8 protein-coding genes are annotated in these 14703 nt (G+C 35.4%); all 8 read left to right on the top strand.

Annotated features, from left to right (window positions below):
* Nucleotide 1: 1 nt before the first annotated feature.
* The 8 genes from ACEN2I_RS06450 (at nt 2) to ACEN2I_RS06415 (ending at nt 14654) form a co-directional block, all read left to right on the top strand.
* On the top strand, nt 2-1984 hold the full coding sequence (locus ACEN2I_RS06450; protein WP_441765274.1) for a RagB/SusD family nutrient uptake outer membrane protein: 1983 nt from the start codon (nt 2-4) through the stop codon (nt 1982-1984).
* Nucleotides 1985-2336: 352 nt separating this feature from the next.
* Nucleotides 2337-6869 (top strand): glycosyl hydrolase, encoded by a 4533-nt coding sequence (locus ACEN2I_RS06445; RefSeq protein WP_441765273.1) that lies wholly within the window; start codon nt 2337-2339, stop codon nt 6867-6869.
* A 122-nt stretch (nt 6870-6991) separates the two neighbouring features.
* Complete coding sequence (locus ACEN2I_RS06440; RefSeq protein WP_441765272.1) at nt 6992-7852, top strand: glycoside hydrolase family 16 protein; 861 nt, start codon at nt 6992-6994, stop codon at nt 7850-7852.
* Complete coding sequence (locus ACEN2I_RS06435) at nt 7849-8970, top strand: glycoside hydrolase family 43 protein (RefSeq protein ID WP_441765271.1); 1122 nt, start codon at nt 7849-7851, stop codon at nt 8968-8970. Before ACEN2I_RS06440 ends, ACEN2I_RS06435 begins: the two co-directional genes overlap by 4 nt.
* 138 nt (nt 8971-9108) lie before the next feature.
* Nucleotides 9109-11112 (top strand): DUF2264 domain-containing protein, encoded by a 2004-nt coding sequence (locus tag ACEN2I_RS06430; protein WP_441765270.1) that lies wholly within the window; start codon nt 9109-9111, stop codon nt 11110-11112.
* A 135-nt stretch (nt 11113-11247) separates the two neighbouring features.
* A complete protein-coding gene (locus tag ACEN2I_RS06425; protein WP_441765269.1) occupies nt 11248-12252 on the top strand; it encodes a glycoside hydrolase family 43 protein in 1005 nt (334 codons plus the stop codon).
* Nucleotides 12253-12303: 51 nt separating this feature from the next.
* Nucleotides 12304-13434, top strand: a complete 1131-nt coding sequence (locus ACEN2I_RS06420; RefSeq protein WP_441765268.1) for a DUF4861 family protein — start codon at nt 12304-12306, stop codon at nt 13432-13434.
* A 182-nt stretch (nt 13435-13616) separates the two neighbouring features.
* Nucleotides 13617-14654: a LacI family DNA-binding transcriptional regulator gene (locus tag ACEN2I_RS06415; RefSeq protein ID WP_441765267.1), complete on the top strand. Its 1038-nt coding sequence runs from the start codon at nt 13617-13619 to the stop codon at nt 14652-14654.
* Nucleotides 14655-14703: the final 49 nt, after the last annotated feature.

Below are 14703 nucleotides of genomic sequence, written 5' to 3'. Positions count from 1 at the left end.
AATGAAAAAGTATATAAAAAATAGAATCTCAATACTTGTGCCTTTAGTAGTAGTTACTGCTCTTTTGGTTTCTTGTTCGGAGGATTTTCTGGAGCCTGATCCATTATCGTTTTATGAACCTGAAACTACATTTACGACAGAATCCGGATTGCAGGCGGTTTTAGCAAGTGCTGATAAACAATTACGTAATAATTACATTCATTATAATAATGCCGGCAATAGTGTGCCTATCGGTACAGAATATGTTTTTTCTGATATGGCAAAGTATGGCAAAACGGATAATAGCAGTACTATTGCTGATTTTGCTAATACTATGGTACCTACAATGAGCTATAAAACAGCAACAAATGATGATTTTTATTTTGGATTTTACTGGGATGAAGCGTATACGGGAATTAAACATGCCAATACTATACTAACATACATTGATAATGTGACAAGTTTAACTCAGGAAGTTAAGAATAAGTATATTGGTCAGGCCTATTTTCATAGAGCATACCGTTATCTAAATCTGGTATATCAATTTGGGGACATACCGTTAATTACTAAAATTTTGGAAGTTCCAAAGCAGAGTTATTATTCTACTAAAAAGGAAGCTATCATTGAAATGATTACGGCAGATATGGAAAAGGCTGTAGAATGGGTACCTGAACAATCTAAACTGCCTTATTTGGGTATGGTTAATAAAGGAGCATGCCGCCAATTATTGATTAAATGTTATTTGGCTTCCGGCAGATTTCAAGAGGCTGAAGCGCAGGCAAATATTTTAATTAATCAGTCAGGTTATTCTTTAATGCAAAGCAATTTTGGAACTTTTGATCCGGGAGGAAATCCACAAACCTTGTCAATTACCAGAAATGTCGTTTGGGATTTACACAGGCCAGAAAATAAAATTATTGCTGCAAATAAAGAAGCAATATTGATAATGCCAAATGGTGGAGTACAATCATTTTTACCATTTGCCACAATGAGAATTTTTGGACCTAACTGGAATTCAGGAACAGTTACTACCCCTGATGGTAAGCAGGCAGCTGGTCGTTTTGCTTCAAATAATGCTAATTATCAGGTTAAATATGATTATGCAAGGGCATTGGGACGTGGAATTGCTACCATTAGTGCTTCCTATTATTCGCAAGTTCCTATGTGGATTGTTAATGGTATTGAGGATAAGCAGGATCTTAGGCATAATAGTACTGTTGGGAACTGGGTAAATATGGAAGATCTTAAATACAGTGATAAGACTTCTGCATACTACCAGCAAAATTTCAGATTGAAAGAAGGAAACGTTATATTATCAAAAGATACACTTCGTGAGTGGTTTGATTTTCCGTTGTATAAAATTTATCTCCATGATGTTGTAAATGAAACCAATCCAAATGCAACTGATTTTCAGGGAGCCAGTACCGGAAGTAAAGCACATTGGTACTTATATCGTCTGGCTGAAACGTATCTGTTAAGAGCAGAAGCACGTTTTTATCAGGGTAATATTGGCGGAGCAACTCAGGATGTAAATGCAATCAGAGCCAGAGCCGGAGCTTCTCAAATGTACGGACAGGTAACGATAGGGGATATTTGTGCAGAAAGAGGAAGAGAACTATACCTTGAAGAATGGAGAAATGTAGAGCTAAAACGTATTTCGCATTGTCTCGCCCTTAGCGGAAAGCCCGATGAGTGGGGGCAGACGTATAGTTTAAGCAATTGGGACAAACAATCCGGAACAGATGCAGCCGGAGGAAGTTACTGGTACCAGCGTATTTCACATTATACCCTTTACAACAAATACCCAAGTGGAATCGTTGTGCCAAATGGTACTAAATTTTATACGATGGACAAACGTAATAACTATTGGCCTATTCCTAATAGTGCTATAACAGCTAATAATAAAGGTAAATTAAGTCAGAACTATGGTTATGATGGTTACGATCCTAACTTAAAGGTTTGGGATAAATGGCAGGATGCTGTTGCAGATGAAAGCGTATTGTAATATGCTAAAAATTTAATTTGAATGTACAATACCACGAAGCTGATAGCTAAAATTAACTAAAGTTTTAAGCTTAAACCATCGACATTAATTTAAAAAATAATTAGTTTTTGCCCCTCAATTAATAGTTTAAGAAGTATTGACCACGACGGCATTATTCTTCAAAAAATAATGCTGGTGGTCTTTATGAAACTGGATTTCCTGTTTTTTCTAGTCCAGTTATAATTCACATGAATCAATAAATTTAACGGTTAAAAAACTTGCAGTAGCCTTTTGGTTTCTGCATCACATTCATTTGTTACTAACTAAAAAATGTAAACAAAAAAATTTCAACAATTTTTAAATAAGACTTCATATGAAAAAATTATACACCTTTTTATTCTTCGGACTATCGGTCTTTTTATTCCGGATACAGGCACAGGCTCCTAATTTGCCAGTCAAAGTAAATTTAACGACTTCATTAAGTGGTTCAAATACATTTAGCAATAGTACAACTTCGGATGTGATAACATTTCCATTATCCAATCAGACAGAGTTTACACTGGAGTTAAAAGCAAAAATCAATGCAGTACAGGGTAGAGGATTGGATGTCGAAGTAAAAAATACAGCAGGGCTTGGGTTCAGGGCTTCTTTAGATAAAACTACTTTTAATTACACAACTGTTTTATCATCAATAGATAATTTAAGTAGTTCTGCTGATAATGCTCAGGAACAAACATATAGATATGCTGTAAAAAATGGCCTTGTAAATATTTATCAGGATGGGCATTTTTTAAGTTCAAAAGCTCTTGCTTTTATATTTGATAATTTAGCAGCACCAATTGTATACGGATCAGATAACCTTTTGGGGAGATGGGCTGGAGTTACAGGAAATAATTCCGGCAAACCAAATGATTATGGCTGGGCGAATACTTCTGCAAGTCTTCCCTGGAATACGGCTAACTCAACTAGTGGTGTTCGATACTTGGATGTAACTTCCGGACATACATTCGAATCCAATAATACATCTTACAACGGAAGGATCATGTACATTCGCTGGGACAATAGCGCGTACTCGACTTCAACTTATAGTTACCCTGTGAAATTAGAAAAGGATCTTAAATATGAATTTTCATGGATTTATGAATATGTGTCCAATTCAGCTCCTGGAACTCCAATGAATGTTGCTATTTCAGCTGCACCAAACGGAAACGGAGCAATAGCTTCTAAAACATTTATAACCGGAAATGCTACTAAATTACGAAAAGGAGATTTTTCTTTTATAGCTACTGCTGATGGTACATTTTACATTACCATTACTGCAGGATCTGGACTTATGGCAATGGGGGATTTAACACTTAAATCATCTAATTTAATCAATGCGTGGGATGGTTTTACCAATGACAATACCGGAAATCCTACAGCTTATGGCTGGTCAAATTCTGTTTCTTCAACAATTTTTAATACGGCAAACGCAGCAAGCGGAGTTCGGTATATGGACGTAGCTGCAGGGCATGCATTAGAATCAGACGGAACAAATTATGCGGGAAGACTAATGTATATTCGATGGGATGGCACTCAGGAGAATTCTGTTTATTCTTTTCCGGTACAGCTTGAAGCATCAAAAGATTATCAGTTTTCGTGGCTGTATGAGTATATTTCAAATTTAGTTCCAGGCTGCCAGATGAATGTATCGGTTTCAACAGAGGCTAATGAAGCAGGAACAATTATTACTACTAAAAACTTTGTAACAGGAGCTGTAAATAAATTAAGAAAAGGAGATGTTTCGTTCCAGTCTCAGGCTGCAGGTACCTATTACATCAATATTACAGGAGATAAAGCGCTTTTTGGAATAGGAGATTTAAAAGTTCAGACACAACAAATGGCTAATATTGTGATCGGTAAGAATTATGATGCAGGTGCTGTTGATATGGTCGTTAGTTCAGTAACTTTTGAAGATACGGCTTACGCTCCGGAAAAAATCATCAGCCCTTCTGCTATAACTTCCGAAATTACAAGCAGCGTAAATGGGGGTGCTTATGCAAAATCAAGCGTTGTTTTAAATGGGTCTGCTTCTTTATATTTAAAAAATGCCTACAATCCTTTAATCAATACAACAGTCAATTTAAATTCAGCAAATTCACGATTGTATTTTGAAAATAAAAAACCAAGTGAAGTAATTAGTTCTTACCTGCAATATATATCGATAAATGGTGTTCTGGCAGGTAATGGAGTTAATGCTCAGGTGACCAATTATGGTGGAGGTGCTGTGGTAGCTCCTTATTCAGTGAATGAAATGCCTTTGGAAGTTTTTACAGCAGAAAATTTCGGAGGCACTTCACAACAATATGCAGCTGTTACGCCACATGATAATTTAGCCGCATTTGATAATACAATCAGGTCATTTAAATTAAAGAAAGGCTATATGGCAACCTTTGCTACAAATGCTGACGGATCGGGATATAGCAGGGTTTATATTGCAGAAAATCAGGATCTGGAAATCGCAGTTTTACCTGTAAATTTAAACGGAACGATTTCATTTATCAGAACAATGAAATGGCATGAAGTCAACAAAAAAGGACTCGCAGGTGGAAGTACTGAGGCTATGGACGCAACCAATATAACCTGGTATTACAACTGGAATACCGGAATGGATACGACACCAAATGTAGAATATGTACCTATAAGACAAACCAATTTCTGGCCATCATTTACGCCTGCCTACACAAAAGAAGGCTATACACATCTTTTAGGATTTAATGAACCAGATCGTCCTGATCAGGCAAATATGACGGTTGAAGCTGCTATAGCTTCCTGGCCGGCACTTATGAAATCTGGATTACGATTAGGTTCTCCGGCAACATCAGATCCTTTTAATCCGTGGATGGGTTCTTTTATGACTCAGGCAGAGGCAAATAATTACCGAATCGATTATGTAGCGATTCACTGCTATTGGTATAAAACTGCAGCACAATGGAAAAGTGATTTGCAAAATATATACGACAGATACAAGAGACCTCTTTGGATTACAGAATGGAATGTTGGGGCAAACTGGACAGGTAATAATTTTCCTGATGGACCAACTTTATTGACTGATGCAAATGCCGTTAAACACAAAAATGATTTAGCCGCAATATTAACCTTGCTGGAAACTACAGATTATGTCGAACGCTATTCCATATACAATTGGGTACAGGACGCAAGGGCAATGTATGTTACCATAGACGATGCCTTTAAAACAAGAAATCCAAACTGGCAAAATTATGTGTGGCTTCAAACTGCTCCTGTGATTTCAAGTACAGCTACAAGTTATGTGGTCTTAACCCCTGCAGGAGAATATTATGCCAATAATGCTTCGGCAAAAGCCTTTAGTTCAAACAGGGAATACATTCCAACCTGGAAAACAAAAGTCGAAACACTCAGTTATGAATTGTCATCAGACTATCCAAATATTACGATAAATTGGACAGGTAACAATCATGATTTAGTAAATAAATATATTATTGAAAGAAAATTAGACGGCGAAAATGACTTCTCTGTTTTTTATGAAACAACAGATTATAAAGTTATTAAACAGGTTGATGTAGTTCATTCAAAAGCAGCATACAGAATTAAAGTTGTGGGTAAAGACAATGTAGAATCAGCCTATTCAGGAATACTAATATTTGAGCAAGCACCAATTGCAGGAACACCAACAGATATAGTAGGAAAGGCATTGTCGAAATCAATCATCAATTTAAAATGGCCGGCAGTTGCAGGAGCTGAATCTTATACTATTAAAAGATCTGAAACTGTGAATGGCACCTATGAAGATGTAACTGTGTATCTAAAAGAAACAACTTTTGATGACATTAATTTAAAGGAAAATAAAGACTATTTCTATAAACTGGCAGCTGTAAATACAGGTGGTGAAAGCCCGTATTCTTCTCCTTTACAGGTTAAGACCATGGCATTTGCGATTCCGCTTGAAGTTGAAAATGCAACTTTGACTTATGGTGATGCAAGGGTCAATCTGAAATGGGATTTTATGTATGATGCCGGTTTTTATGTAAAAAGAGCCACTTCAGCTTTAGGGCCATTTACTGTTATCGCAACTGTTACTGCGAATGAATATCAGGATGTATCGGTTGTAAACGGAAATTCATATTTCTATAAAATATCGGCGTTCAACGCTTTAGGTGAAGGTCCTGATTCCGGTATTTTAAGTGCAACGCCTGCTCCGGGGCAAAAAATTACCGGAACTATAATTGGGCATCAGGGATCTTATAATAATAGTGGTTTTACAATCGAAAAAGCTTTTGATGAAGATATAACCACTTTCGTGGATGGACCAACGGCCATAGGATATTTGGGATATGATTTCGGAACGGATAAAAAAGCAAGTTTAACAGACATCAGATATGTTCCCAGAAACGGATTTGGTAATCGTATGCCCGGAAGTGAAATTCGTGGTTCGAATAGCGAGGATTATCTTAATGTTTATGATGTTTTACATGTAATTACAAACACGCCCCCGAATGATCTTTTCGCAACAGACAGCGGTTTGGCTACTCCAAAATACAGGTATATCTACTGGTATACGCCAACAGGTTATGGAAATATTGCAGAGCTTGAGTTTTACGGCAGCGTTGATACGACCTTATCGACAAACAAACCGCAGTCAGGATGGGCAGAAAATAGTACTGCTTTTCCAAATCCTACTTCAGGACCGTTGGATATTAATGTTCCAAATGGAGACAGTACCCAAAAAATTACCGTTTATACCGTAGACGGAAAAGTAATTTCGGAGTCTGATTATGCAGTTGAAAATGGTAAAATTCACCTGAATCTAGAGCATAACAGCGCAGGATTATATTTTGTAAAGTTTCAGTCTTATCCGGATAAAACCATCAGGATTATCAAAAAATAGAGTATGCAAAATTAGAAAATAAAGTTAGTTTGGTTTTATTTCTTGTAGTGTTAATGGGGGATTTTGAGCAATCCCCCATTTTCTTAAAAGGAACAATATCAGAGTTATAAATTGGTAATGAAATGAAATTTAAAGGGAATAGATTTTTGGTTTTAGGAGTTGCAGCATTGCTGTATAGTTTCGTTTCATTTAAAGAGAAACCACATAAAAAAGAAGTGTTTCAGTTAGTCTGGAGTGATGAATTTAATGTAAACGGCATCCCTGACGAAAAGAACTGGAATTATGAAATGGGCTTTGTAAGGAATCAGGAAGCGCAATGGTACCAAAAGGAGAACGCTTATTGCAAGAATGGCTTTTTGATTATTGAAGCCAGAAACGAAAGCAGAGCCAATCCAAATTTTATATCTAAACCCCATAAGGACTGGGCTAAAAGAAGAGATTCCATAAAAGTGACATCTTCCTGTTTAATTACGCGCGGAAAACATTCCTGGCAATATGGCCGATTTGAAATGCGGGCTAAAATTCCTGTTGGAAAAGGGATGTGGCCGGCATTTTGGACTTTGGGCATAGAAGGGAACTGGCCTGCAAATGGCGAAATTGACATTATGGAATATTATACAGGAAAAATATTGGCAAATGCCTGCTGGAAATCAGATGAGTCCAAAACAGTCTGGGATAGTTCCACAAAAATGCTGAGTGATTTTAAAGATAAAGCCTGGGCAGAAAAATTTCATATCTGGCGTATGGACTGGGATGCAAAATGGATCAGATTATATGTGGATGATCAGTTACTGAATGAAATCAGTGTTGCAGAATCAATAAAATACAAAAGCCAAAAGATAAAGCCTTTCCAACAGCCTCATTATGTATTGATAAATCTGGCAGTAGGAGGAATGAATGGCGGTGAATTTAAAACGTATAATTTACCGTCACAGTACATTATAGATTATATCAGGGTTTATCAAAAAAAGCAATCAAAATGAAATTAAAATATTCGATAGTTATAGGCTTTGTATGTTCTTTTGTTTTCGGTCAGAACAAACATTTTGCACCCGGAAAAGAATGGAAAGATACAAATGGAGTACACATTAATGCTCACGGAGGCGGAATTCTTTTTGCTGATGGAACGTATTATTGGTATGGCGAATTTAAAACGGAAGGCAAAGGAGGAAATACCGCTTTAAAAGGTGTCAGCTGTTATGCTTCAAAAGATTTGTACAATTGGAAAAACGAGGGTATTGTTTTAAAAGTAGAAGAGGACCGGGATTCCGAAATTACAAAAGGCTGTATCATAGAACGTCCAAAAGTTGTTTTTAATAAAAAAATGGGTAAATATGTTATGTGGTTTCATTTAGAACTGAAAGGGTGTGGCTATGATGCAGCAAAAGCAGCTGTTGCAATAAGTGACACTCCAAAAGGGCCTTTTGAATTCAAAAAATCATATCGTCCTAATAAAGCAACTTGGCCAATCGATTTTAAGGATAAATTTAAAAACGCTTCGATAGATGAACAAACTTTGAAATCCTGGACTCCTGAATGGCTGAAAGCTGTAAAAAACGGAATGCTGGTTCGTAAAGATTTTCATAAAGGCCAGATGTCAAGAGATATGACGATTTATGTTGATGATGATTCCAAAGCGTATCTGATTCATTCTTCTGAAAATAATTTGACACTTCATATTTCGGAACTTACAGATGATTATTTAGATTTTACCGAAAAATGGACAAGAGTTGAGCCGGCTGGGCATAATGAAGCTCCCGCAGTTTTTAAGAAAGATGGAATTTATTATATGATTACCTCTGGTTGTACTGGCTGGGATCCTAATGAAGCGCGTTCCTTTAAGTCTAAATCTATTTGGGGACCATGGGAAGCTTTAGGGAACCCATGTGTTGGCAAAGATGCTGACCTGACATTTCATTCACAAAGCACATATATTTTTTCTGTTCAGGGTAAAAAGGACCAGTTTATTTTTATGGCTGATCGATGGAATCCAAAAAATCCTATTGATGGTACTTATATCTGGTTACCAATTAAAATTACTGAAGAAAAACCAATTTTAAAGTGGTTTGATAAATGGAATCTCGAAACATTAGCAAACTAAATAAACTATTAAATGCGCTATATATTTTTAAAAAGGTAGAAATTTATAAGTAATAGTCATATATTTGAAAAGTGTTGTTTTTACACTTTTGGCGTATAACTTTTTTAAGTATCCAAAAATTACAAAATTATTTGAGAAATGAATCAATTAAAAATAGCAATGCTTTTAGCCGGTATTTTCAGTGTGTCTTTATTTTCACAGCAAAAAGAAAATACATCTAATACTTTTCAGATAAAAAATCCTGATTATAAAATTAGTCCATGCACAGGGATGACAAAACAGCATTGGAAAGATGCTGCTCTTTATTTATTGGAGGGTGCGTTTAGTTATATTCATACTTTAGATGATCCGATGAAATTTCCTAAGCAAGAAGGAAAAAGCTATCCTGTTAATGAAAACCAGATTCCAACAGAAAAACTGGAAGGACTCTGCAGAACTTTATTTATAGCCTCCCCATTATTAAAAGAAAATCCGTCTTTAGTAATCAATAACATTAAAGTAGCAGATTATTACAGGTATCAGATAGGAAAATTGACAGACCAAAAGAGTCCGTCTTATATTGAGTCTCGTCCTAAAAATGGCGGCCCAAATCAAAAATTAGTTGAATTTGGTGCTTTGGCACTTTCGATGCTTACAAATCCGGATGTTTTATGGAAGCAATTGCCACAAAATCAAAAAGATGAACTGGCTAGAATAATGCTTAGCTATGGCGATGGCCCTACAGTAGATTCTAACTGGAAGTTTTTTAACATTTTTGTGCTGAGTTTTTTTAAAGAACAAGGATATGACGTTAATGAAAAATTACTGGTTGCGTATTTAGAAAAATCACTGAAGCATTATAGAGGAAATGGCTGGTACAATGATAGTCCTGCCTATGATTATTATAGTATGTGGGCGTTTCAGATGTATGGCACGATTTGGTCTGAGTTTTTTGGTAAAAAGCATTATCCTGACATTGCTAGTAAGTTTACAGCTAATTTTATTGATTTAAAAGATAATTATCCGTATTTGTTTAGTAAAGACGGCGAAATGATTATGTGGGGAAGGAGTATAAGCTACAGAACCGGTGCAGTTGTTCCTTTTCCTTTAATGGGATTTCAAAACGATCCAGATATAAATTATGGCTGGATGCGAAGAATTTCATCAGGAGTAATCAGGCAATTTTTAACGCATCCTGATTTTATAAAAGACAATGTTCCAACACTCGGATTTTACGGTGCTTTTGAACCTGCTGTCCAAATTTACAGCTGCAGGGGAAGCGTGTATTGGATGGGAAAAATATTTTTAGGTTTACTCCTTCCGGATGACAATCCTTTTTGGAATGCAAAAGAAAATAATGGTGATTGGGATACAAAATTTAAAAAAGACGAAGTTTACAATAAATATCAGGGAGATTCTAATATTTTAATTACAGATTATCCTAATATTGGTGCTTCTGAAGTAAGGGCATGGTGTCATGAAAAAGTAAGCAGCGACTGGCAAAAATTCAGATCAACAGAAAACTACAACAGACTTTCCTATAATAGTGCTTTTCCGTGGCAGGCTGATGGAGAAAATGGAGAAGTAGCAATGAATTATGTTGTCAAAAACAAAAATAACCAGTGGGAAGCCTTTAGATTGTATACTTTTAATAAGTTTGAAAACGGTGTCTATTACAGAAATGTAGTTTTGGAAACCGATGAAAATATTAGGTTTAATTTAGCAGATATTCCTTTGCCTAACGGAATTTTAAGAGTCGATAAAAATAATAGTGACAAACCAATTGCAATACGGTTAGGTCATTATGCTTTACCAAAATTGGATAAAGAAATTGTTACTATTAAAAAAAATATTGAAGGCTATGAGATAACCATTATTGATAATGGTAAATATCAATTAGCAATGATTCCAATCTTAGGATGGGATAAAACAGAAGTTGTAAAAGCAAAAGGATTAAACCCGGAGAGTAATGAAAGTAGTGTGATCAATATTATAAATGATTCAAAAAAATCAAATCTTTTTGCCACTTTGATGCTTTGGAAAAAATCCGGTGAAAAATGGAAGGATAAGGAGTTGGTTCCTCTAAGAATTTCGGAACAGACAAATGGAAAAGTTGCAATTCAATTAAATAATGGAACAAAGAAAATAATTGATTTTAATTAAAAGTAACCATTAAACAAATTAGTTTACGTATAATACTGAGTGAATTAGAAGGTTATTTACCAGGAAAGGGCTTCGAATACGTTCAGCTTGTAATTAATCTTGAATATACATACGAATAGAAAAAGAAATGAAACCATGAAATTAATTAGAATACATACTTTGGTTATAATGGCAACTATATGTTCATTCCAAAGCTATTCACAATCTGTTGAATTCAATAACCCAATTGCAGAACAGCGTGCAGATCCATGGGTGCATAAAACTGATTCTGGTGAATACTACTTAATAGCTACAGTGCCTGAATATGATCGAATTGAAATACGAAAAGCAAATAGCATTAACGGCTTAAAAGAAGCCAAGGAAAAAGAAGTCTGGCATAAACATGAAACAGGCGTTATGGGCAGCCATATATGGGCGCCGGAATTGCATAGAATAGATGGAAAATGGTATATCTATTTTGCTGCAGGAGAAGCAGAAAATATTTGGAATATAAGAATGTATGCATTATCAAATCCATCATCAGATCCGATGCAGGGTAAATGGACAGAAGAAGGACAAATAAAAACACAAAAAGAATCCTTTTCTTTAGATGCCACAACTTTTGAGCACAACGGTAAGAGGTATTTAATATGGGCACAAAATGTAAGAGGAGGCAATAGCGGAATGGCTTTAGTTGTATCTGAAATGAAAAGTCCAACGACACTTACAGGGCCAGAAGTGATTATAACCGAGCCGGAATTCAGTTGGGAAAGAATAAAATACAATGTAAATGAAGGGCCTGCTGTACTTAAAAAAGACGGCAGAATATTTGTTACTTATTCCGCCAGTGCAACAAATCATAATTATTGTATGGGATTGTTGTGGGCTAATGAAGACGCAGATTTGTTGAATGCTGCCAACTGGAACAAGTCACCGGGACCTGTTTTCTATACCAGTGAAGATTTAAAAAGATACGGTCCTGGTCATAATTCATTTACGACTTCTGAAGATGGAAAAAAAACGATAATGATTTATCATGCCCGTGACTACAAAGAAATACAGGGACATGAGTTATCAGATAAAAATCGTGCTGCACGCGCACGTATTGTAAATTGGACAAAAAGCGGTTTTCCGGATTTTATGCAAAATGAAAAAGATTAAACGTAAAATTAACTTAGAATTGATACTTCCAAATTATTTAAAAGAATATTCATGAAACTTATTAAACTCTTTTATTGCTTTGTTTTTATAATGCCTGTACCTTTTTTGGCACAAACAAAAGCAACTGTAATTATTGAAAATAATTCGGCTTTAGATCGAAAAGAAGCTGTTGTGGCAATAAATTGGGAAACCATTTTAAATGGTTTCCCTAAAATAGACACTTCAGATTTTGTTGTAATTAATCAAAAATCAAAGAAGCAAGTCATTTTTCAATTAGAGCATCAAGGTAACTCCGCGATCCAAAATTTACTTGTCCAGGTTGATGTGAAAGCAAAATCGAAATTGATTCTTTCTATACAAAGTGGAAAACCGGAAACTTTTACGGTAAAAACCTATGCCAGATATGTTCCGGAACGTAAAGATGATTTTGCATGGGAAAATGATCTAATTGCATTTCGTACTTACGGTAAAGCAATCGAGGGATCAAACGAAGATGCTTACGGCTTTGATGTCTGGGTAAAACGCACTAATAAAATGATTATCAACAAACGCTATAAACTGGCAGATTATCATACAGACCATGGGGACGGTCTGGATTATTATCAGGTAGGGCATTCATTAGGTGCAGGAAATATGGCGCCTTATGTACAAGATACTATTAGATATTCAGCAAATTATCATCGATGGAAAGTACTTGACAATGGCCCATTACGCTCTACATTTCAATTGATATATGATAATTGGGATGCAGGCGGAATAAAAATTAGAGTAACAAAAAAAATAACATTGGAAGCCGGTTCACAACTTAACCGGATAGAAAATGTCTACACTTTTGAGGATAATAAAACAATTCCCGTTGTGGTAGGAATTAGCAGAAGAGGTGAAGCCGGAAATATTTCATTAAATGAACAAGAAGGAATTATGGCATATTGGGAGCCGACTTCTGAAAAAAATGGTACCACCGCTATAGGCTCAATATTAACAACGCCGGTTACAGGTATGTGGTCAGATAAAATTCAGCTCTTAGCAAAAACAACAGCTACAAGCAATGAACCGATCGTTTATTACACAGGGGCTGCCTGGGATAAAGCCGGAAAAATTACTGATGCTAAAAAATGGTTCGAATACCTGGAAAATTTTTCTAAGGAAATAAAGAAGCCGTTAATTATAAGTGTTAAATAATGGTATCCTAAGACTGATAATTTAAATATTTGAAAATAAATTACAAATAATATGATAATTATAAATAATAAAAAAACATACAAATTGTAGTATTTGATATAAAAAACAACTTTTATTAGGATTTAAATTATCAAATTAATATAGTTTTATTGAATTACATACTTTTAAGATATATTTGCAGTATGAGCACAAAAAGAATTACCATATACGATTTAGCAAAAGAACTAGAACTATCTGTATCCTATGTTTCCAAAGCCCTCAATAATAAGCCGGGGGTAAGGGAAGAGGTAAGGCAGTCGGTTTTAAAAAAAGCGGCTGAACTTAATTTCAAACATAATACCCAGGCTGCAAATTTAAGACGGGGTTCCTCAAGAACTCTTGGTGTAATTGTGCCTCATATTAATCAGAATTTCTTTTCGGATGCCATTTCCGGTATTGAAAAAGCATGTACTGAAAACAAACACAATTTGATTATTTGCCAGTCTCACGAAAAATCTGATATTGAAGAAGCTGCTATAGAAACACTGATTCATCAGAATGTTGACTGTATTTTAATTTCACTGTCAAAAGAAACCCAGTCCGCAAAAGTTTTGGAACAGGTTTTAGAGCATAAAATCAACCTTATCCAATTTGATCGATGTGACGAAAATTTTCCTGGTCACAGGGTTATAAATGATAATAAAGAGGCCACGTATAAAGCAGCAAAAAGCATGATAGACGAAGGTTATCAACGTCTTGCTTTTATTGGAGGTCCTTTGCACATGGATTTGTTCCTGCATCGAAAAGAAGGTTTTATCAAAGCAATTAACGAAGCCGGAATAAAGGTTCCGGATGATTTTATTGTAGATGATAATATCAGTAAAGAAGCAGCATTTCAAACAGCCCTGAGACTTTTGGGATTACCTGAACCGCCTGATGCATTTCTTGCTATATCAGATTTACAGGCTTTGGGGATTATTTTGGCTATAACACAATCTGGACGAAAAATTCCGGAAGACATAGGTGTTTTTGGATATGCTAACGAACCTTTTACAGAAATTATTACACCTTCAATTTCTTCCGTAGATCAAAATAGTGAAAAACTAGGATATCAGGCTGCAATGGTTTATTTTGACCATATATTGAATACAGAAAGTGATAAAATTATAACTAAAATAATTGAATCTGATTTGATCATTAGAAGCAGTTCAAAAAGAAATAATGTACCAGTAACGCTATAATAAAGCTGTTAGTTAAAATTTAAGAAGCTTCCAGAATGAGTCCCATTCG

Origin of the sequence: Flavobacterium sp. W22_SRS_FK3, from assembly GCF_052113665.1 — a bacterium.
Taxonomy (GTDB): Bacteria; Bacteroidota; Bacteroidia; order Flavobacteriales; family Flavobacteriaceae; genus Flavobacterium.
This window is presented reverse-complemented; position numbering and strand designations above follow the sequence as displayed.

What these genes read in the sequence shown, in the direction of transcription:
- ACEN2I_RS06450 (WP_441765274.1), top strand. Translation starts at nt 2, where the DNA reads ATGAAAAAGTATATAAAAAATAGAATCTCAATACTTGTGCCTTTAGTA.
- ACEN2I_RS06445 (WP_441765273.1), top strand. Translation starts at nt 2,337, where the DNA reads ATGAAAAAATTATACACCTTTTTATTCTTCGGACTATCGGTCTTTTTA.
- ACEN2I_RS06440 (WP_441765272.1), top strand. Translation starts at nt 6,992, where the DNA reads ATGAAATTTAAAGGGAATAGATTTTTGGTTTTAGGAGTTGCAGCATTG.
- ACEN2I_RS06435 (WP_441765271.1), top strand. Translation starts at nt 7,849, where the DNA reads ATGAAATTAAAATATTCGATAGTTATAGGCTTTGTATGTTCTTTTGTT.
- ACEN2I_RS06430 (WP_441765270.1), top strand. Translation starts at nt 9,109, where the DNA reads ATGAATCAATTAAAAATAGCAATGCTTTTAGCCGGTATTTTCAGTGTG.
- ACEN2I_RS06425 (WP_441765269.1), top strand. Translation starts at nt 11,248, where the DNA reads ATGAAATTAATTAGAATACATACTTTGGTTATAATGGCAACTATATGT.
- ACEN2I_RS06420 (WP_441765268.1), top strand. Translation starts at nt 12,304, where the DNA reads ATGAAACTTATTAAACTCTTTTATTGCTTTGTTTTTATAATGCCTGTA.
- ACEN2I_RS06415 (WP_441765267.1), top strand. Translation starts at nt 13,617, where the DNA reads ATGAGCACAAAAAGAATTACCATATACGATTTAGCAAAAGAACTAGAA.